Here is an 18,434-nt window from a genome sequence, read left to right as displayed (position 1 = left end):
TCGACGGTGGGGGTGCTGGGACAGCTGGTGCGGGGTGCGGCTCAGCCGAGCAGCCAGGCCGCGGTGTCCTGCGGCAGCCGGCCCGCCTCGTCGAGGGGGCCGCTGGTGAGCAGGGACCGGGAGTGCGCGGGCAAGGCGGCGGGCGCGGCGGCGAGGTTCACCACGCAGGTCGCGCCCTGGGCGCGGGAGAAGGCGAGCACGCCTTCGGGGGCGGGGAGCCAGGTCAGGGGGCCGTCGCCGAAGGCGGGGCGGGCGGCGACGGCCCGGCGGTAGAGGGAGAGCATGGAGTCCGGATCCCGCTGCTGGCGGTCGACCGCGTACGATGCCCAGCCGGCCGGCTGCGGCAGCCACGGTTCCTCGCGCGAGCCGAACCCCGCGTACGGCGCGTCGGCCGCCCAGGGCAGCGGCACCCGGCAGCCGTCGCGGCCCGGGTCGGCGCCCTGCGACCGGAAGTGCATCGGGTCCTCGATGCGGCCGGCCGGGATCTCGGCCTCCGGCAGCCCCAGTTCCTCTCCCTGGTAGACGTACACGGTCCCGGGCAGCGCCAGGGACAGCAGCGCCGCGGCGCGCGCCCGGCGGGTGCCGAGCGCCAGGTCGGTCGGGGTGCCGAACGCCTTGGTGGCGAAGTCGAAGGCGGTGTCCTCGCGGCCGTACCGGGTGACCGTGCGCGTCACGTCGTGGTTGCACAGCACCCAGGTGGCCGGGGCGCCGACCGGGGCGTGCTCGGCGAGGGTGGTGTCGATGGCGGTGCGCAGCCGGCCGGCGTCCCAGGGGCAGGTGAGGAAGGAGAAGTTGAACGCGGTGTGCAGTTCGTCGGGGCGGAGGTAGCGGGCGAAGCGTTCGGGGTCGGGGAGCCAGACCTCGCCGACGAAGACGCCGTCGTACTCGTCCGCCACGCGCCGCCAAGAGCGGTAGACGGCGTGGAGTTCGTCGCGGTCGACGAAGGGGTGGGGCTCGGGGTGCGTGGCGAGGTCGGGCAGGGCCGGGTCCTTGGCGAGCAGGGCCGCGGAGTCGATGCGGACGCCGGCCACGCCGCGCTCGAACCAGAAGCGCAGGATGTCCTCGTGCTCCTGGCGGACCGCCGGATGCGCCCAGTTGAGGTCGGGCTGCTCGGGGGTGAACAGGTGCAGGTACCAGTCGCCGTCGGGCAGCCGGGTCCACACCGGTTCGGTGGAGCCGGCGAACTGCGACGGCCAGTCGTTGGGCGGGAGTTCGCCGTGCGCGCCGCGTCCGGGCCGGAAGTGGAACAGTTCGCGCTCGGGGCTGCCGGGGCCGGCGGCGAGGGCGGCACGGAACCAGGGGTGCTGGTCGGAGACGTGGTTGGGGACGATGTCGACGATGGTGCGGATGCCCAGTTCCCGGGCCTCGGCGATGAGTTTCTCCGCCTCGGCGAGGGTGCCGAAGGCCGGGTCGATGGTCCGGTAGTCGGCGACGTCGTAGCCGCCGTCCTTCAGGGGGGACAGGTACCAGGGGGTGAACCACAGGGCGTCGACACCGAGTTCGGCCAGATACGGCAGCCGGGCTCGGACGCCCGCGAGGTCGCCGGTGCCGTCGCCGTCGCCGTCGGCGAAGCTGCGGACGTACACCTGGTAGATGACGGCGGAGCGCCACCAGTCACGGTCCGTGGGGGCATGGGTGGGCTGTCCCACTGGGCTTCCCTTTCTGCAGTCGGTGCGCCGGCGTCAGCCCTTGGTGCTGCCCGCGCTGATCCCGGCGATGATGTGCCGCTGGAAGACGAGGAACAGCGCCACCATCGGGATGCTGGCGATCACCATCGCGGCGATGAGCACGGTGAGCTGGATGTTCTGCGACAGCTGGACGAGGGCCACGCTGATCGGCTGCTTGCCGGTGTCGGGGAAGACCATCAGCGGCCACAGGAAGTCCTGCCAGACGGCGACCAGCGCGAAGATCGACACCACGCCGAGGACGGGCCGGGACATGGGCAGGACCACCGACCACAGGGTGCGCAGCCTGCCCGCGCCGTCGATCTCGGCGGCCTCCAGCACGTCGCGCGGCAACTGGTCGAAGAACCGCTTGAGCAGGTACAGGTTGAAGGCGTTGGCGACGGCCGGCAGCCAGATGGCGAGGGGGTCGTCGAGCAGGCTGGTGTGGATCAGCGGGAGGTCGGCGACCGTCAGGTACTTGGGTACGACGAGCGCCTGCGCCGGGACCATCAGGGTGGCGAGGATGCCGCCGAGGACCACTCTGCCGAAGGCGGGCCGCAGCTTGGACAGGGCGTAGGCGGCGGCGGTGCAGAACACCAGCTGGCACGCCCAGGCGCCGGCCGCCTGCACGACGGTGTTCCACAGGTGCTGCGGCAGCTGCATCAGGTCCCAGGCGTCGGTGTACGCGCCGAGGTGCCAGTGGCGCGGGACGAGGGTGGGCGGGGTCCGGGCGATCTCGTCCGGCGACTTCATGGCGCCGGTCACCATCCAGTAGACCGGGAAGAGGAAGGCGAGGGCGAACAGGACGACGACGGCCGTGAACACCGTCCAGTAGACCGCCCTGCCGCGCGGGCGGGCGAGCGTGGCCGGGGAGACCAGGGTGCGGGTGCTCATGCGTCCCCCTCGGAGCGGGTGAGCCGCAGGTAGCCGGCGGAGAACGCGCCGAGCAGGACCAGGAGCATGACGCTGAGCGCGCAGGCGCCGCCGAAGTCGTTGTAGAGGAACGCGTACTTGTAGATGAGGTACAGGACGGTGACCGTCGCGTTCTCCGGTCCGCCGCCGGTGATGACGAACGGCTCGGTGAACACCTGCATGGTGGCGATGACCTGAAGCAGCATCAGCATCAGGATCACGAAGCGGGTCTGCGGGACGGTGACGTGCCGGACGCGCTGGAGCAGGTTCGCGCCGTCCAGTTCGGCGGCCTCGTACAGCTCGCCGGGGATGGACTGCAGCGCGGCCAGGTAGATGAGGACGGTGCCGCCCAGGTTGGCCCAGGTCACCACGATCACCAGCGAGACGAGCGCGGTGTCGGTGCCGTTGGACCAGTTCGAGGTGGGCAGGTGCCAGAAGCGCAGCGTCTCGTTGGCGAGGCCGGTGCCGGGGTCGTAGAACCACTTCCACAGCAGGGCGCTGACCACCGGCGGGATCATCACCGGCAGGTAGACCACGACCCGGAAGAACGCCTTGGCGTGCCGCAGTTCGTTGAGGACGAGGGCCAGCAGGAACGGGATCGCGAACCCGATCAGCAGGGCCAGCGCGGTGAAGGTGAGGGTGTTGCGCCAGGCGGCGGAGAACTCGGGGTCGTGCAGGACGCGGGTGAAGTTGGCGGTGCCGACCCACTCGGGTGACGAGCCGGGCGTGTACTTCTGGAAGGCGATCACGACCGCGCGGATCGCCGGGTACCAGGAGAACAGGGCGAAGCAGAGCAGGCCGCCGAGGAGGAAGGCGTAGGCGCGGGCCTGGTCGGCGAGGCGGCGCCGCCTCCGGCCCCCTACCGGAGGCGGCGCCGGGACCGGGTGGACGGCGGCCTTCGGCACGGGCCGCCGCTCGGCCGTCTTGGTCATCGCGGTCAGCTCCGGGCCAGGATGCCGTCGATCTTCCCGGAGGCGTCCTTCAGCAGCTGGTCGATGTCGGCGTCCTTCCGGGTGAGGACGGCGGAGACGGTGGCGTCGAGGACGGAGTAGATCTGCTGGGCGTCCGGCGGCTCGATCTTCATCCGGAGCCGCTGGTTGCCGTCGAGGAACGCCTGGTAGTTCTCCACCGGCACGTTGGCGTCGGCCTTCTTGGCCTGCTGGTCCTTGGCGTCGGCGGCGCCGGTGAACAGGCGCGGCTCGGGCAGGCCGACGGGGGCGTCGTTCTTCCTGGCGCGTGCGTAGTCGCCGAGGAAGCCCGCTCCCGGGGTGAGGAACATGTGGTCGAGCCACTTCAGGCCGGCCCGGATCTGGGCGGGCGTGTCGTGTCTGTTGAACATGTAGCCGTCGCCGCCGATGAGCGTGCCCTCGCCGCCGGGCATGGGGCCGATGGCGATGTCGTCGTAATTCGCGCCCTTCTCCTTGACCAGGATCGGGATGTTGTCGGGGGCGGCGAGATACATGCCGAGCGTGCCCGAACCCATCATCTGCTGCACGTCGTTGATGACGAGGAGCTGCTTGCTGCCCATGGAGCCGTCGGTCCACCGCATGTCGTGCAGGTTCTTCAGGACGGCACGGCCCTCGGGGGTGTCGACGGTGGCCGTCCTGCCGTCGGGGCCCACGACGTCGCCGCCCTGGGAGTACAGCTCGGCGGTGAAGTGCCAGCCGCCCTGGTTCTGGGCGCTGTAGTCGGCGTATCCGACGGTGCCGTCGCCGAGCGCGGCGATCTTCCGGGCGTCGGCGCGGACCTCGTCCCAGGTGGCGGGCGGCTTGTCGGGGTCGAGGCCGGCCTTCCGGAACAGCTTGCGGTTGTAGATCAGCCCCATGCTGTATCCGGTGCGCGGGATGCCGTACACCTTGCCGTCGACGGTGTAGATGTCCCGCAGCTGTTTCTGGATGCTCGGGTAGGACTTCAGGTCCCCGACGTACGGGGTGAGGTCGGCGGCCTGGTGGATGTCGACGACGTGTCGCGCGTCGGTGAAGTACGTGTAGAAGACGTCCTCCATCTGCCCGCCGGCGAGCTTGGCGTCGAAGGTCTTCGGGTCCTGGCAGGGGAAGGCGTCGTGGGCGACGACGTCGATGTCCGGGTGCCGCTTCTCGAAGGAGGCGACGTCCTCCTCGAAGAACCGCCGGTCGACCTTGGCGCTCCTGGGCGGCTCGCAGTTGACGGTGATGCGCGTCCTGCCGTTCGCCGAGCCGTCGCCGCCCGAGCCGCAGGAGGTTGCGGCGAGGGCGAGCGCGCAGCAGGCGCCTATCGCGACGGAGGTACGGCGGAACCCGGTGTGTCTCATCGGTGGACCCCTCATGGCACTCATGGCAGGAGCGGTGGGCGCCGCACACTCAAGCACCGCCGACATCGTCACGCAACATGTCGCGCAGAATCTGCAATTATTCGACAGCCGGGCGGATCTTTCCGATGGCCGTGGGCGCCTCAGTCGCGCGGGGCCTGCGCGGTGGATCCGCGCACCACCAGCTCGGGCTCGAACAGCAGCTCCTCGGCGGGGACGGCGGTGCCCCCGATCCGCGCGTTCAGCAGCTCCACGGCAGCGCGGCCCATGGCCTCGATGGGCTGGCGGACGGTGGTCAGCGGGGGTTCGGTGCAGTTCATGAACGCCGAGTCGTCGTAGCCGACGACCGAGATCCGGCCGGGCACGTCGTACCCCTTGCGGCGGGCCGCCCGGACCGCGCCCAGGGCGAGCGGGTCGCTCGCGCAGATGATGCCGGTGACGCCCCGGTCGATCAGGCGGGACGCGGCGGCGTGGCCGCCCTCGAGGGAGAAGATGGCGCGGGCGACGAACTCGTCCGGCAGGTCGCCGGCGATCGCGCGGGCGGCGGCCAGCTTGCGCGCGGAGGGCACGTGGTCGCCGGGGCCGAGGACCAGGCCGATCCGCTCGTGGCCGAGGGAGGCCAGGTGCCGCCAGGCCTGCTCGACGGCCACGGCGTCGTCGCAGGAGACGCCCGGGAAGCCGAGGTGCTCGATGGCCGCGTTGACCAGCACGACCGGGATGTTGCGCTCGGCGAGCAGCCGGTAGTGGTCGTGCGGGGCGTCGGCCTGGGCGTACAGGCCGCCGGCGAAGACGACGCCGGAGACCTGCTGCTGCAGCAGCAGCTCGACGTAGTCCGCCTCGGAGACCCCGCCCTTGGTCTGGGTGCACAGCACGGGGGTGAGCCCGAGCTGGGCGAGGGCTCCGCCGATGACCTCGGCGAACGCCGGGAAGATGGGGTTCTGCAGCTCGGGCAGGACCAGGCCGACGAGCCGGGCGCGTTCGCCGCGCAGCTGGGTGGGCCGCTCGTAGCCGAGGACGTCGAGGGCGGTCAGCACCGCCTGCCGGGTGGCGTCGGAGACTCCGGGCTTGCCGTTGAGCACCCGGCTGACCGTGGCCTCGCTGACCCCGACCTTCTTCGCCACTTCCGCAAGTCGTCGCGTCATGGACGCAAGCCTAGCGCAAGAGACGCAAGCTACTTGCATAAAGGGGAGCCGGGAGTGAAAGCCGCCAGGCGAGGGGGGTTCCGGCCCGGCTCCGTCGGCGACCTGAACGCCGACGGGGCCGGGTCAGTCCTCGGGGACCGGCACGACGGTGAGGTGCGAGCCCGCCCGGCGCGGGCGCCGCGCGGCGGCGGCCGGGCGGCGGGCGTCGCGCAGCACCATCGTCAGCCGGGTGCGGCCGGTCTCCCGCAGGGTGGGCGGCGTCTCGTCGACGATCCGGCACTCCGTGGGGCCGCGGCGCGGGTCCGGGTGGCGCAGCAGGCGCACGGCGCCGTCGAGCTGGACCGCGGCCTCGCCCACGGCGTGGATCCAGTGCGGCAGGCCCTGCCGGTAGGCGGCCTCCATGATCGGGTCCTGGGCGACGTCCCGGCGGACCGCCTGCAGTTCGTGGTCGTGGCCGTGGCGCTCCAGAGCGGTCTTGAGGTGCGCCAGCATCGGCAGGCACCAGCCCGCCTCGTGCTCGCCGAGGACGTCGCCGGCGTCGGGGTGGAACAGGACGAACCGCAGGAAGTTGTCCCCGGGCATGGCCGTCGGGTGGGGGCCCACCGAGCCGAAGAGTGTCCGGAACGCGCCGTTGGACATCAGGACGTTCCAGCGGTGGTCGAGAACCAGGGACGGGAAGGACGCGGCCTCCAGCAGTGTGGCGTAGTCCTGGAGGTACGCCTGGGCCTCGCAGCCCTCGGGAACGGCCCGCGGCGCCGGCCACTGCCCTCCTGCCTGATGTGCCATCGGGAGGTCACCCCTCTTGCCTCTGCGGCCTTCACGCGGCGATGCGATCCTGCTGCCCCGACGAGAGTCGTGTCAACTATCGTGGCATTTCATGCCGCTTGACGGCTGAAATTCGCCACAGTTGTGGCGAGACCTGGATGCGGGTTCGAGGCACCCGCTACTCTCCGGGAAGTTCACGGCAGCCGTCTGTGACAGCCACGGACGAACCAGTTGCCCTCGAGAGACGTAGGAGTTCTGTCGGTGACGGATGGCTACGAGGATCCGGGCGCCACGGAGACCGCTCAGCTGCCTGCCGTCGTCGCCCGCGTCACCGCGCTCGCGGACCGGCTCGGCGTGCCGCACGCCGAGGTGTTCGACACCGCGCGGCTGTCGGTCGCCTGCGGGGTGCCGGAGCCGGTGGTCAGGGCCCTGCTCGGCGGCCGGCCGGCGGGCGAGCCGGACGTCCAGGCGCGTTTCCTGCAGCGTCTGGACCTGCTGCGCCGCACCCGTCTGAAGGCGGGCGGCCGCAAGTACACCCAGCAGGAGATCGCGGACGGCGCGGGCATGTCCCGGCAGCAGGCCGGTGCCCTCATCAACGGCGACCGGCGGCCCACCATGGAGCACTGCGACGCGCTGCAGCGGTTCTTCCGCGTGCACGCCGGCTTCCTGACCGCGGAGGATCCCGAGGCGCTGGCGGGTGCGCTGCAGCGCACCGAGCAGGACCTGCTGCAGAAGCTGGCCGACCGGGAGCGGGCCGCCGCCGAGTCGGCCGAGGACCCGCTGGAGCGGCTGCTGCAGGACCACGGGGTGCGCGGGATCGCCTGGCGGGCCGCGCAACTGCCCACCGATCAGCACCGGGACAAGGTCGCGGAGTGGCTCGACATGCTCCTGGAGAGCGTCAAGCGGCCCGAGTCGTGAGCCGGGTGAGGAGCGTGGGCATCGGCAGGGACATGCGCCGGCTGTGCGCCGAGCTGGTCGGGGGCCTCGCGCTGCCGGCGCCGGCGGAGCCGCGGGAGCTGTACCGGGCGCTGTGCGAGGCGATGAGCCGCCGCCGCGGCCGGCCCGTGCAGTTCCGCACGGCCGCCTTCCCGCCGGGCACGGCCAGCGGGCTGTGGCTGGACATGGCCGACCGTGACCTGGTCGTGGTGGAGGAACGCACCGCTCCCGGGCACCAGTTGGTGATCCTCGGCCACGAGCTGTGGCACATGCAGGCCGACCACTCGGGCCATCACGTCGCCGGAACCGGCGTGGCGACCCGGCTGCTCGGCGACGACACCGACCAGGCCGCCCTGCAGGCCGCGGTGCACCGGGTCGCCGCGCGCACCCGGTTCGACCGCAGCGAGGAGCGCGACGCCGAGACCTTCGGCCTGCTCCTCGCCAGCAGATGCCGTACGTGGCTGGCCGGTTCGGCCCTGCGCGCCCCGGTCCGGCGGGGCGGCGTCGCCGGCCGCATCGAGGCGTCCCTAGGGTATCCGGGGCCGCAGGGCTGAGGGGGTGCCGGGCGCCGCCGGGAGTGGCCCGGAGGTGCCCGGGGGGTGACGCCGGCCGCCGTACGGCCGTGCGGTCGCGGGGCGTTGTCAGTGGGGGACGGCAAGCTGGAGGGGTGTGCCGCAGGACGCGGTGCGCGGCGCCGCAGGGCGCGTGATCCGTGACGCCGAAACCGGGGAGAGCCGACCGATGCAGACCGCCGTACCGACCGACCGCGAGCGCACCGCCGTCCAGGCCTATCTGCGGCTGCTCCATACGGTCCGCGCCGCCTTCGACGGGCCACCGGACGGCGGCCGGCCCGTCGCGCTGCCGCCGTCCGTGCTCGCCGAGGCGGAGCGGGCCCTGGCGGGGGCCGGACTCGCGGGCAACGAGGAGGAGTTCTTCCGGCTGGTGCGCCACTGGTGCCACGAGGCGTGAGACCGGCCGGGAAGTCGCGTGGCCGTCCCGGTCAGTGCGGGACGGCCACGGCGGTCAGCACCAGGCCGTCCTCGATGAGCCAGCGCCCGTCGAACCCTTCGAGGCGGGTGCCGCCCACCACCGGCCCGGGGACGAGCAGCCGGGCGGTGAACCGGCCGCGCGTACCGCGCCCGGGGTGGCACGCCAGCTCGATGTCGGCCTCGGAGAAGTCGAGCCAGGCGCGGGTGAGCGGGAACCACGCCTTGTAGACGGACTCCTTGGCGCTGAACAGCAGCCGGTCCCAGTGCACGGCGGATCCGCCGGCGTGCAGCGCGCGGTCCCGGTCCTGCTCGGCGGGGAGCGCGATGGTGTCGAAGACGCCTTCCGGCAGCGGCCCGTGCGGTTCGGCGTCGATGCCGACGGCGGCCAGGTCGCCGGCGCGGACGAGGGCGGCGGCGCGGTAGCCGTCGCAGTGGGTCATGCTGCCGGTCAGCCCCCGGGGCCAGACGGGTGCGCCGCGCTCACCGGTGAGGACGGGTTGCGGCGGCACGCCGAGCTTCTCCATGGCGCGCCGGGCGCAGGCGCGCACGGCCGCGAACTCCCGGCGGCGCTTGGCCACCGCCCGCGCCACGAGCCGCTCCTCCTCCGGGTACAGCCGGGCTTCGGCGTCCTGGTCACCGTACGCCTCCACGGCCACCACCGACTCCGGGAGCAGCTCCTCGATCACCGGGTCCGACCTCCATCGGCAGAATGCGGCGCGGCCGGCCCGGGGGTTCCGGGCGCCTGCGCCATTCGCGGGGGTATCCCACGGACACCTCTTCGAAGCGGACGCCCTCGTGCCAGGTGGTCCGCGGGATGTGCAGATGGCCGTAGACCATGGCCGCCACGCGGAACCGGCGGTGCCAGTCGGCGGTGCGGGTGGTGCCGCACCACATGGCGAACTCCGGGTACCACAGCACGTCGGTCGGGTGCCGGTCCAGCGGGTAGTGGTTCACGAGGACGGTGGGCAGGCCGGCGGGCAGCGCGGCGAGCCTGCGCTCGGTCTCGGCGACCCGGGCCCGGCACCAGTCCTCGCGGGCCGGGTACGGGTCGGGATGGAGCACGTGCTCGTCGTTGCAGACGACGCCGGTGCTTTGCGCGTAGGCCAGGCCCTCCTCCTTGGTGGCGCAGCCGGCCGGGAGGAAGGAGTAGTCGTAGAGCAGGAACAGCGGGGCCACGACGGCCGGCCCGCCGGGGCCGTGCCACACCGGGTAGGGGTCCTCGGGCGTGGTGACGCCGAGGTCCCGGCACAGGGCGACGAGGTGCTCGTAGCGGGCGACGCCGCGCAGGGTGACGCTGTCCCTCGGGTGGGTCCACAGGTCGTGGTTGCCGGGCGCCCAGAGCACCTTGGCGAAGCGGTCCGCGAGCGTGGCGAGGGTCCACCGGATGTCCTCGACCGTCTCCGCGACGTCCCCGGCCACGATCAGCCAGTCGTCGTCCGTGCCGGGGCGCATCGCCTCGACGAGGGCGCGGTTCTCGGGATAGGTGACGTGCAGGTCGCTGATGGCCAGCAGCTGTCCGGCCCCGGCCGTCGGCTCCACCCGTACCCCCTCGCGATCATCCGGTCGGCACCACGACAGCACATTCACCGTCCGCGGACAAGGGGAACCCCGGCCGCGTGCCCCGGACGGCCGGGCGAATCCGTAACACGTGCGTTGCACGCGCGGGCGCTTGAAAGCCGTATGATCGCCCCAACACCAGCACCCAACTCCCTTTTCCCGGGGCTGCTTGGTGTCCCTTCCTTCCTCCTGCCCGGGCACGGGCCGCCGAGTCCTGCCCGAAAACCCTGAAAGGCGGCCTGCATGCTCTCTCGCGTACGCGTCTGGCTCAACCGCACGTACGCGGAGAACGTGTTCTTCATGGATCAGCTGCGGAGGAATCCCAGCGACCGGGCCGTCGAGATCCATGCCACCCACGGGGACCCCGACTCCCCCGTGCTGGCCGCCGCCGACACCGCCGACCTGGAGCCGGAGGGCCTGTCCCCGGCCGGGTACGTCGAGTACGCCCTGGACCAGTGCGCGCGGCGCGGCATCGACGTGTTCGTGCCCCGGCTGCACCAGGCGGCGATCGTGGCGCACCGCACCGAGTTCGCTGCGGCGGGTACGGCCCTGCTGGCACCGACGCCGCAGGCGGTGGCCGTCTTCGAGGACAAGGTGACCGCGTACGAGGCGGTCCGCTCGGTCGGCGTGCCGGTGCCGCCGTGGTGGCGGGTCCGCACGGCCGACGAACTCCTGGCGGCCGTGGAGGAGTTGGAGGCGGCCGGGCACACGGCGTGCTTCAAGCCGGCCTCCGGCGCCGGCGGGGTCGGCTTCCGGGTGATCACCCGCGCTCCCTTCTCGCTGACGCACCTCGGCGGCTTCCCCGGGCCGCACGTCCCGCTCGACCTGGTCGTCGGGGCGCTGCGGGCGGCCGAGGAGCCGGTGGACTGGCTGGTGATGCCGCGCCTGGGGCAGCCGGAGGTGTCCGTCGACTGCCTGACCGGGACGGACAACCGCGTCCGGCTGGCCGTGGGCCGCACCAAGAACGGCCGCCGCCGGGGCTTCACGCTGCACGAGCAGTGGCTGGCGCCGGCCCGGCTGATCGCGGAGGGCTTCGGGCTGCACTACCTGTCCAACGTCCAGTTCCGCATGTTCGGCGACCGCCCGGTGCTGATGGACGTCAACACGCGGCCCGCCGGCGGCCTGCACCAGCTGTCCCTCTGCGGGGTGAACGCCCCGTGGGCCGCTGTCCAGTTGGCGCTGGGCGAGGACCCGGGGCCCGTCGAGCCGCCGTTCCTGGGACAGGACTACACGGTGGTGGCCGGCCCCCGGCCGCTGCGGCCGGTGTCGCTGCCGCACCAGCGGCGGGAGACCGGGGTCCTGCTGCCGGCCGTACCGGCGCCCGTGGAGCCGGCCGAGACGGCCGGCGCGCTGCCGCTGTAGGCGCCGGCCGGCCGGGCCGTGCGACTCAGCGGCGCTGCCCGATGCGGTCCACCACCCGGAAGGTCCGCGGACTCCTGGTCTCGTAGTACCGGTCGGTCCGCTTCCACTCGCCGTGCACCCTCTTCCGCGAACTCCGTGGGCGCCTCCCTGCTCCCGCCGCACCCACCGGTATGGACCAATCTCGTCATTCTCCTTGACAGCAGGATTGGTCCATACCAAATTCAGTGGCGCATCCCCGCACCCCCGTGCACTCCCAACACCCCCATCCCCACAGGGAGATCGCGTGCGCCAGACACTGCGTCGTTCCAGACGCCGACTCCTCGCCCTGCTCGGCACCGCCGCCCTCGCGTTCGGCGGGGCCATCGCCCTTCCGGGCACCGCCGAGGCGGCCAACATCCTCACCAACCCCGGCTTCGAGTCGGGCGGTCTGTCCCCGTGGACCTGCACCGGCAACCTCGGCTCGGTCGTCTCCTCCCTCGTCCACAGCGGCTCCAAGGCCCTGCAGGGAGCGGTGACGTCGAGCGACGACGCGCAGTGCAGCCAGACCGTCGCCGTCCAGCCGAACACGACGTACACCCTCGGCGGCTGGGTCCGCGGCAGCTACGTCTACCTCGGCGTGGACGGCGGCGCCTCGACGTGGACGACGTCCCCGTCGGCGTACAGCCAGCTCAGCGTCTCCTTCACCACCGGCGCCTCGCAGACCAGCGCGACCATCTACGTGCACGGCTGGTACGCGCAGGGCACCTACTACGCCGACGACATCAGCCTCGACGGCCCCGGTGGCGGCGGAGGCGGCGGGGACACCCAGGCGCCGACCGCGCCGAGCGGGCTCACCTCCACCGGCAAGTCCTCCTCGAGCGTGTCGCTGCAGTGGAACGCCTCCAGCGACAACGTGGGCGTGACGGCGTACGACGTCTACAGCGGCTCCAACCAGGTCCTCAGCGTCTCGGGCACGTCCGCCACGGTCGGCGGGCTGTCGCCGAGCACGGCGTACACCTTCACCGTCAAGGCGCGGGACGCGGCCGGGAACCGGTCTGCGGCCTCCAACTCCGTCGGCGTGACGACGGACGCGGGCTCCGGCGGGACCGGGTTCAAACAGGCGGCGCCGTACCTGTACGAGGGCTGGGGCGACCCGCCGAACCCGAGCACGGTGATGAGCGCCACCGGCATCAAGTGGTTCACCATGGCCTTCGTGCTGGACTCGGGTGGCTGCACGCCCGCCTGGGACGGCAGCAGGCCGCTGACCGGCGGCGCCGACCAGACCGCCATCAACCAGATCCGCTCGGCGGGCGGCGACGTCGTCCCGTCGTTCGGCGGCTGGCAGGGCAGCAAGCTGGGCGCCAACTGCTCCTCCGCGGCCGCGCTCGCCGGGGCCCTGCAGAAGGTGATCGACGCCTACTCGCTGAAGGCGATCGACATGGACATCGAGAACACGGACGAGTTCGAGAACGAGGCCGTCCAGGCGAAGATCCTCACCGCTCTGAAGACGGTCAAGGCCAACAACCCGGGCCTGAAGACCATCGTCACCTTCGGCACGTCCACCACCGGGCCGACGTACTACGGCAACCGGCTGATCGAGCAGGCGCAGTCGCTCGGCGCGAACATCGACGTCTTCACCATCATGCCGTTCGACTTCGGCGGCGGCTCGGACATGTACGGCAGCACCGTGAACGCGGCCGAGGGGCTGAAGGCCAAGCTGAAGTCCACGTTCGGCTGGGACGACGCGACCGCCTACGCGCACATGGGCATCTCCGGCATGAACGGCCTGTCCGACCAGCAGGAGAACACCACCCCGGCGATCTGGACCCAGATCCGCGACTGGGCCAACTCCCACCACATCGCCCGGCTCGCCTACTGGGCGGTCAACCGCGACCGGGCCTGCCCCGGCGGCGGCGTGGTGAGCAACTGCTCCGGCATCAGCCAGAACACCTGGCAGTTCACCTCGATCACGGCCGGCTTCACCGGCTGAACGAGGCGCCCCGTACGAGCGATTCCCCCCGGCTTCCGGGCCGGGGGGAATTTTTTTCCGCGCGGGGTGTATCAGGGGGCGACCGGGCCGCTCTAACTCTCAGAACGGGGAACCACGGGGGAACCACGGGGGAACCCCCCGGGGGGAAGCACCGCCAGGGGGACGGGGGAACGGGGGATCGGGTCGGCCGGCCGCGGTCACGGGGAGCGACCGGCCGACCCGAACGACGCCCGCCCGAGGAGCCGTTCGGCCGGGGCGGCCGTGGCGGCCGTGGCGGCCGTGGCGGCCGTGGCGGCCGTGGCGGCCGTGGCGGCCGTGGCGGCCGTGGCGGCCGTGGCGGCCGTGGCGGCCGTGGCGGCCGTGGCGGCCGTGGCGGCCAACGATCAGCTCCCCTCGGCCCGCCGCAGCCGCAGCGTCAGGATCTGGAAGGGCCGCAGGCCGACGGCGACCGTGCCGCCGGCCGCCACGACCGCGTCCTCCAGCGGGCGCTCCAGCAGATCGGTGACCTCGGCCGCGGCCAGCGGGAACCCGGTGCGCAGCACCCCGCTCGCCCGCCCGCCCCGGCACTCGTAGAGGCGGACGACGACGTCGCCGGAGCGGTCGTCGGCGAGCTTCACCGCCTCCACCGTGACGCCCTCGCCCGCCACCGAGACCACCGGTGCCGGCGCACCGGCCGACTCCGCGAGGCGCAGCGGGAGGTTCAGCGCGTAGCCCTCGGCGACCGCGCCCTCGATGCCCGCGCCGGGCAACAGGGAGTAGGTGAAGCGGTGCCGGCCCTGGTCGGCGCCCGGGTCCGGGACGCGCGGGGCGCGCACCAGGCTGAGCCGGACCGTGGTCGTCGTGCCCCCGTCCTCGCGGACCGTGCGGGACACGTCGTGGCCGTACGTCGAGTCGGTGAGGACGGCGACGCCGTAGCCGGGTTCGCCGACGTGCACCCAGCGGTGGCCGGACACCTCGAAACGGGCGGCCTCCCAGCTGGTGTTGGTGTGGGTGGGGCGCTGGACGTGGCCGAACTGGATCTCGGCCGAGGAGTGCGGGGCGCGCAGGTCGACGGGGAAGCCCGCCTTGAGGAACTTCTCGGCCTCGTGCCAGTCGAGGTCCGTCTCGAAGTCGATCCGCGGACTGCCCGCGCGGAGCGTGATCGTCTGGACGATCGTCGAGCCCCTGCCGAAGGAGCGGGTGACGCGCAGGGAGCCGAGCAGCGGGTGCTCGTCGGCGACCGTGACGGAGTCGGCGTCCAGGAGGTCCGTGTAGCGGTTCCCGTAGTGCTTGTCGACGTCCCAGGCGTCCCAGTGGTTCGGCAGGTCGGTGTGCAGGCGCAGCAGGTTGCCCCGGCCGGCGAGGACTTCGCGGCCGCCGGCGCGCAGGTCGCGCACGGAGGCGAGCGTGCCGTCCTCGGCCACCTCGACCCGCACCAGGCCGTTGTCGAGGACACGGCCGCTGACCGTCACCGGTGCCGGCACGGCTCCAGGGCCCGCGGGCGCGCTGCCGTTCGCCGGGACCTCCACGTACAGCGGGGCGCCCGTGGCGGTGCGGACGACCTCGGCGCGGTCGTAGGGACTGGTGTTGAAGACCCGGGCCGGGCCGTCGCCCAGGGCGGCCACCGCGTCCCCGGTCAGCTCCTCCAGCTCCGCCAGCACCCGCGCGTACTCGGCCTCGGCCTCGCGGTGCACCCAGGCGATCGACGAGCCGGGCAGGATGTCGTGGAACTGGTGCAGCAGGACCGTCTTCCACAGCCGGTCCAGCCGCTCGTAGGGGTAGGCGTAGGCCTGGCCCGGCGCGTGCAGCGCGGCGGTCGCCGCCCACAGCTCGGCCTCGCGCAGCCGGTGTTCGCAGCGCCGGTTGCCCTGCTTGGTGCGGGCCTGCGTGGTGTACGTCGCGCGGTGCAGCTCCAGGTAGAGCTCGCCCACCCACACCGGCGCGTCGGGGTACTCCGCGCGGGCCTTGGCGAAGAACGCGTCGGGGTGCTCGATCTCGACGCGCGGGGAGCCCTCGAGGTTCCTCAGCCGCCGCGCCCGCTCCATGATCTCGCGGGTGGGGCCACCGCCGCCGTCGCCCCAGCCGAAGGGGGCCAGGGAGCGCGTGGCGGCGCCCTTCTCGGCGTAGTTGCGGACCGCGCGGGCCATCTCCTCACCGCTGAAGCGGGCGTTGTAGGTGTCGACGGGCGGGAAGTGGGTGAAGATCCGGGTGCCGTCGATGCCCTCCCACCAGAAGGTGTGGTGCGGGAACCTGTTGGTCTGGTTCCAGGAGATCTTCTGGGTCAGGAACCACTCGTTGCCGGCGAGCCGGGCCAGTTGCGGGTAGGCGGCGGTGTAGCCGAAGGAGTCCGGCAGCCACATGCCCTTGGTCTCGACGCCGAAGTGCTCCATGAAGAAGCGCTTGCCGTGGACGAGCTGGCGGGCGAGTGCCTCGCCGCCGGGCAGGTTGCCGTCGGCCTCCACCCACATGCCGCCGACCGGCGCCCACTGGCCCTTCCTCACCGACTCCTGGATCCGGGCCCACACGTGCGGGTAGTGGTCGCGCACCCACGCGTACTGCTGGGCCTGCGAGCAGGCGAAGACGAACTCCTCGTACTCCTCGGCCAGTGCCGTGACGTTGGAGAAGGTGCGGGAGGTCTTGCGCTTGGTCTCCCGGATCGGCCACAGCCAGGCGGAGTCGATGTGGGCGTGGCCGACGCCGGAGATGATGTGCGCGCCGGCATGCGCGGGCCGGGACAGCGCGGGCCTCAGCGCCTCGCGCACGGCGGGTGCCGAGCCGGCGACGTCGTCGAGGTCGAGCAGGTCCATCGCCCGGTCGAGGGCGTGCAGGATCTCGTGCCGGCGCGGGTCGTGCTCGCCGAGCTCCGCCATCAGCTCGCGCAGCACCTGCAGGTCGAGGTCGAGGTGGAAGACCTCCTCGTCGAGCACCGCGAGGTCGGCCTGCCGGAACACGTAGAGCGGCCGGTCGCCCGCGGTCCGCACGTCGCCCAGCGGGGTCGGGGCGGCGAAGCCGCCGGCCAGGATGTCGGGGTTGGAGGCCGCCTCGACCAGGTAGTCGATCCGCTCCCCGCCCGACGCCGGATGGGCGACCGGCACGTAACGGTTGAGCGGGTTGACCGCCTTCAGCGGCCGCCCGTCCGTCAGGTGCACCAGCGCCTCGGCCTGGTTGCCGGGCCAGCCGCCCACGAACCCGAGGTCGATGACGGCCTCGACGCGCCGGCCGGCCCAGTCGGCGGGCACCTGCCCGCTCATCCGGAACCAGGTCGTGCCCCAGGGCGGGCCCCACGGGGTGTCCATGGCGAACGGCTCGTACGGGGCGGCGGCGGCCTCCTCGAACGGGACCGGTTCGCCCGGTGCCTGCCAGGCGGCCACTTCCAGGGGGACGGTGGCCGCGTAGAGCGCGGGCTGGATGCGCTGGGTGTGGAGGCGCTCCGCGCGCTCCTCGATCCGGCGGCGTTCGTCGTGCATGGCGGTCTCCAGGGAACCAGGCGGCAGGGAGGCGGGAAAGCGCTTTCCCCTCAGGTGGTCACCCAAGGTACGCCAGCCCGGGGTGGACCGCCGTGTACCCCTCGACCAGCCTGCGGGCCACATTGACCGAGTCGACCAGGGGATGCAGCGCGAACGCCTTCACCGCCGTCGCGCGGGAGCCCGACTCGGCGGCGGCCAGGACCTCGCGCTCGACCGCCTTGACCGCGCAGACCAGGCCGGTGGCGTGGCCGGGCAGCGGGTCCACGGAGACCGGGTGGGCGCCGCTCGCGTCGACCAGGCAGGGCACCTCGATGACTGCGTCGGCGTCGAGCACCGCGAGAGTGCTGCGGTTGCGGACGTTGAGGATCAGGGTGGTGCGCTCGTCGCGGGCGATGGCCCGCATCAGGGCGAGGGCGACCTTCTCGTAGCCGCCGGACAGATCGTCGGCCTCGCGCTCGCCGGCGCCCGCCGTCTTCCGGTTCTCGGCCATGTACGTCGCCTCGCGTTCGGCGCGGGTGCGCTCCCAGAGGTCGAGGGCGGAGCGGTCCGGGCGGAGGGCCTCCTCGTAGAACCGGGCCTGCTGGTCGCGCAGGAACGCGCCCCGGGTCTTCTCCGCCTCCTGGTAGGCGCGGACGGTCTCGCGGTTGAAGTAGTAGTAGTGCAGGTACTCGTTGGGGATCGCGCCGAGCGCGCGCAGCCAGTCGGCGCCGAACAGCCTGCCCTCCTCGAAGGAGCCGAGCAGAGCGGGGTCGGCGAGCAGGCGCGGGAGTTCGTCGCGCCCGGCGACGCGCAGGCCGCGCACCCAGCCGAGGTGGTTGAGGCCGACGTAGTCGATCCACGCCTCCTTCGGGTTCGCGCCGAGCACCCGGGCGATCCGGCGGCCGAGGCCGACCGGCGAGTCGCAGATGCCGAGGACGCGGTCGCCGAGGTGGCGGGACATGGCCTCGGTGACCAGTCCCGCCGGGTTGGTGAAGTTGATGACCCAGGCGTCGGGGGCCAGGCGGGCCACCCGGCGCGCGATGTCGACGGCGACGGGCACCGTCCGCAGCCCGTAGGCGATGCCCCCGGCGCCGACCGTCTCCTGACCGAGCACGCCCTCCGCGAGCGCCACCCTCTCGTCGTCCGCGCGGCCCTCCAGTCCGCCGACGCGGATGGCGGAGAAGACGAAGTCGGCACCGCGCAGGGCCTCGTCGAGGTCGGTGGTGACGGTGACCCGGGGGGCGCCGCCGACGGCCGAGCCCTGTTCGGCCAGCACCCGGGCGACGGCGTCCAGCCGGCCGCCGTCCGGATCGTGCAGGACGACCTCGGTGACCCGCCCCTCCCCGCGGTCCGCCAGCAGCGCCCCGTACACGAGCGGCACCCGGAACCCGCCGCCGCCCAGAATCGTCAGCCTCACGCCTGCACC

16 protein-coding genes are annotated in these 18,434 nt (G+C 72.8%); 5 read left to right on the top strand and 11 right to left on the bottom strand.

The features are described 5' to 3' along the window. Positions 1–41 precede the first annotated feature (41 nt). From AQJ66_RS32670 to AQJ66_RS32645, 6 genes are all read right to left on the bottom strand, one after another. Positions 42–1,649: a glycoside hydrolase family 13 protein gene (locus AQJ66_RS32670; RefSeq protein ID WP_061929186.1), complete on the bottom strand. Its 1,608-nt coding sequence runs from the start codon at positions 1,647–1,649 to the stop codon at positions 42–44. Between the two features lie 33 nt (positions 1,650–1,682). Next, positions 1,683–2,558 (bottom strand): carbohydrate ABC transporter permease, encoded by an 876-nt coding sequence (locus AQJ66_RS32665; RefSeq protein ID WP_061929183.1) that lies wholly within the window; start codon positions 2,556–2,558, stop codon positions 1,683–1,685. After that, positions 2,555–3,508: a carbohydrate ABC transporter permease gene (locus AQJ66_RS32660; RefSeq protein WP_061929181.1), complete on the bottom strand. Its 954-nt coding sequence runs from the start codon at positions 3,506–3,508 to the stop codon at positions 2,555–2,557. Before AQJ66_RS32660 ends, AQJ66_RS32665 begins: the two co-directional genes overlap by 4 nt. A 5-nt stretch (positions 3,509–3,513) precedes the next feature. Next, positions 3,514–4,866, bottom strand: coding sequence for an ABC transporter substrate-binding protein (locus tag AQJ66_RS32655; protein WP_061929179.1), 1,353 nt, complete (start codon positions 4,864–4,866; stop codon positions 3,514–3,516). A 140-nt stretch (positions 4,867–5,006) separates the two neighbouring features. Beyond that, complete coding sequence (locus tag AQJ66_RS32650) at positions 5,007–6,005, bottom strand: LacI family DNA-binding transcriptional regulator (RefSeq protein ID WP_208611500.1); 999 nt, start codon at positions 6,003–6,005, stop codon at positions 5,007–5,009. Positions 6,006–6,128: 123 nt separating this feature from the next. After that, entirely contained in the window at positions 6,129–6,791 is a 663-nt protein-coding gene (locus tag AQJ66_RS32645; protein ID WP_061929175.1) for an MmyB family transcriptional regulator, read from the bottom strand. A 240-nt stretch (positions 6,792–7,031) separates the two neighbouring features. On the opposite strand from AQJ66_RS32645, the gene AQJ66_RS32640 reads away from it, so the two are divergent. The 3 genes from AQJ66_RS32640 to AQJ66_RS32630 all read left to right on the top strand — a co-directional run bounded on the left by AQJ66_RS32640 (position 7,032) and on the right by AQJ66_RS32630 (position 8,675). Then, complete coding sequence (locus AQJ66_RS32640) at positions 7,032–7,688, top strand: helix-turn-helix domain-containing protein (protein ID WP_061929173.1); 657 nt, start codon at positions 7,032–7,034, stop codon at positions 7,686–7,688. A gap of 32 nt (positions 7,689–7,720) precedes the next feature. Beyond that, positions 7,721–8,260: a hypothetical protein gene (locus AQJ66_RS32635; protein ID WP_061929306.1), complete on the top strand. Its 540-nt coding sequence runs from the start codon at positions 7,721–7,723 to the stop codon at positions 8,258–8,260. A gap of 187 nt (positions 8,261–8,447) precedes the next feature. Further along, positions 8,448–8,675 carry a hypothetical protein gene (locus AQJ66_RS32630; protein WP_061929304.1) on the top strand — a complete coding sequence of 76 codons (228 nt, stop codon included), beginning with the start codon at positions 8,448–8,450 and terminating at the stop codon, positions 8,673–8,675. Positions 8,676–8,706: 31 nt separating this feature from the next. Here the strand turns inward: AQJ66_RS32630 and AQJ66_RS32625 are convergent, their stop codons facing one another. Together AQJ66_RS32625 and AQJ66_RS32620 are read right to left on the bottom strand one after the other, a co-directional pair. Further along, positions 8,707–9,381, bottom strand: a complete 675-nt coding sequence (locus AQJ66_RS32625) for a 4'-phosphopantetheinyl transferase family protein (protein ID WP_061929171.1) — start codon at positions 9,379–9,381, stop codon at positions 8,707–8,709. After that, positions 9,329–10,234 (bottom strand): metallophosphoesterase family protein, encoded by a 906-nt coding sequence (locus tag AQJ66_RS32620; protein WP_061929169.1) that lies wholly within the window; start codon positions 10,232–10,234, stop codon positions 9,329–9,331. The genes AQJ66_RS32625 and AQJ66_RS32620 overlap by 53 nt, the downstream gene beginning before the upstream one ends. A 261-nt stretch (positions 10,235–10,495) precedes the next feature. Between AQJ66_RS32620 and AQJ66_RS32615 the strand changes: the two genes are divergently transcribed. Further along, on the top strand, positions 10,496–11,614 hold the full coding sequence (locus AQJ66_RS32615; RefSeq protein ID WP_061929167.1) for an ATP-grasp domain-containing protein: 1,119 nt from the start codon (positions 10,496–10,498) through the stop codon (positions 11,612–11,614). A gap of 283 nt (positions 11,615–11,897) precedes the next feature. Further along, complete coding sequence (locus AQJ66_RS32610; RefSeq protein WP_061929165.1) at positions 11,898–13,583, top strand: carbohydrate binding domain-containing protein; 1,686 nt, start codon at positions 11,898–11,900, stop codon at positions 13,581–13,583. Between the two features lie 197 nt (positions 13,584–13,780). On the opposite strand, the gene AQJ66_RS32605 is transcribed toward AQJ66_RS32610, so the two are convergent. From AQJ66_RS32605 to AQJ66_RS32595, 3 genes are read right to left on the bottom strand one after another with little or no spacing between them, the layout of a single operon-like run. Continuing rightward, positions 13,781–13,963, bottom strand: coding sequence for a hypothetical protein (locus AQJ66_RS32605; RefSeq protein ID WP_061929163.1), 183 nt, complete (start codon positions 13,961–13,963; stop codon positions 13,781–13,783). A 3-nt stretch (positions 13,964–13,966) separates the two neighbouring features. Further along, positions 13,967–17,029, bottom strand: a complete 3,063-nt coding sequence (locus AQJ66_RS32600; protein WP_061929161.1) for an alpha-mannosidase — start codon at positions 17,027–17,029, stop codon at positions 13,967–13,969. A 58-nt stretch (positions 17,030–17,087) separates the two neighbouring features. Next, positions 17,088–18,425 (bottom strand): 6-phospho-beta-glucosidase, encoded by a 1,338-nt coding sequence (locus tag AQJ66_RS32595; protein ID WP_061929159.1) that lies wholly within the window; start codon positions 18,423–18,425, stop codon positions 17,088–17,090. Between the last annotated feature and the right edge of the window lie 9 nt (positions 18,426–18,434).

Source organism: Streptomyces bungoensis, assembly GCF_001514215.1.
GTDB classification, from domain to species: Bacteria; Actinomycetota; Actinomycetes; order Streptomycetales; family Streptomycetaceae; genus Streptomyces; species Streptomyces bungoensis.
Note: the sequence above shows the minus strand (reverse complement) of the source record. Positions and strands in the feature narration are given on the sequence as shown.

Excerpts from the sequence above, each read along its gene's own strand:
- AQJ66_RS32665 (WP_061929183.1), bottom strand. The coding sequence starts at position 2,558 with ATGAGCACCCGCACCCTGGTCTCCCCGGCCACGCTCGCCCGCCCGCGC.
- AQJ66_RS32645 (WP_061929175.1), bottom strand. The coding sequence starts at position 6,791 with ATGGCACATCAGGCAGGAGGGCAGTGGCCGGCGCCGCGGGCCGTTCCC.
- AQJ66_RS32650 (WP_208611500.1), bottom strand. The coding sequence starts at position 6,005 with ATGACGCGACGACTTGCGGAAGTGGCGAAGAAGGTCGGGGTCAGCGAG.
- AQJ66_RS32630 (WP_061929304.1), top strand. The coding sequence starts at position 8,448 with ATGCAGACCGCCGTACCGACCGACCGCGAGCGCACCGCCGTCCAGGCC.
- AQJ66_RS32635 (WP_061929306.1), top strand. The coding sequence starts at position 7,721 with ATGCGCCGGCTGTGCGCCGAGCTGGTCGGGGGCCTCGCGCTGCCGGCG.
- AQJ66_RS32615 (WP_061929167.1), top strand. The coding sequence starts at position 10,496 with ATGCTCTCTCGCGTACGCGTCTGGCTCAACCGCACGTACGCGGAGAAC.
- AQJ66_RS32655 (WP_061929179.1), bottom strand. The coding sequence starts at position 4,866 with ATGAGACACACCGGGTTCCGCCGTACCTCCGTCGCGATAGGCGCCTGC.
- AQJ66_RS32600 (WP_061929161.1), bottom strand. The coding sequence starts at position 17,029 with ATGCACGACGAACGCCGCCGGATCGAGGAGCGCGCGGAGCGCCTCCAC.
- AQJ66_RS32660 (WP_061929181.1), bottom strand. The coding sequence starts at position 3,508 with ATGACCAAGACGGCCGAGCGGCGGCCCGTGCCGAAGGCCGCCGTCCAC.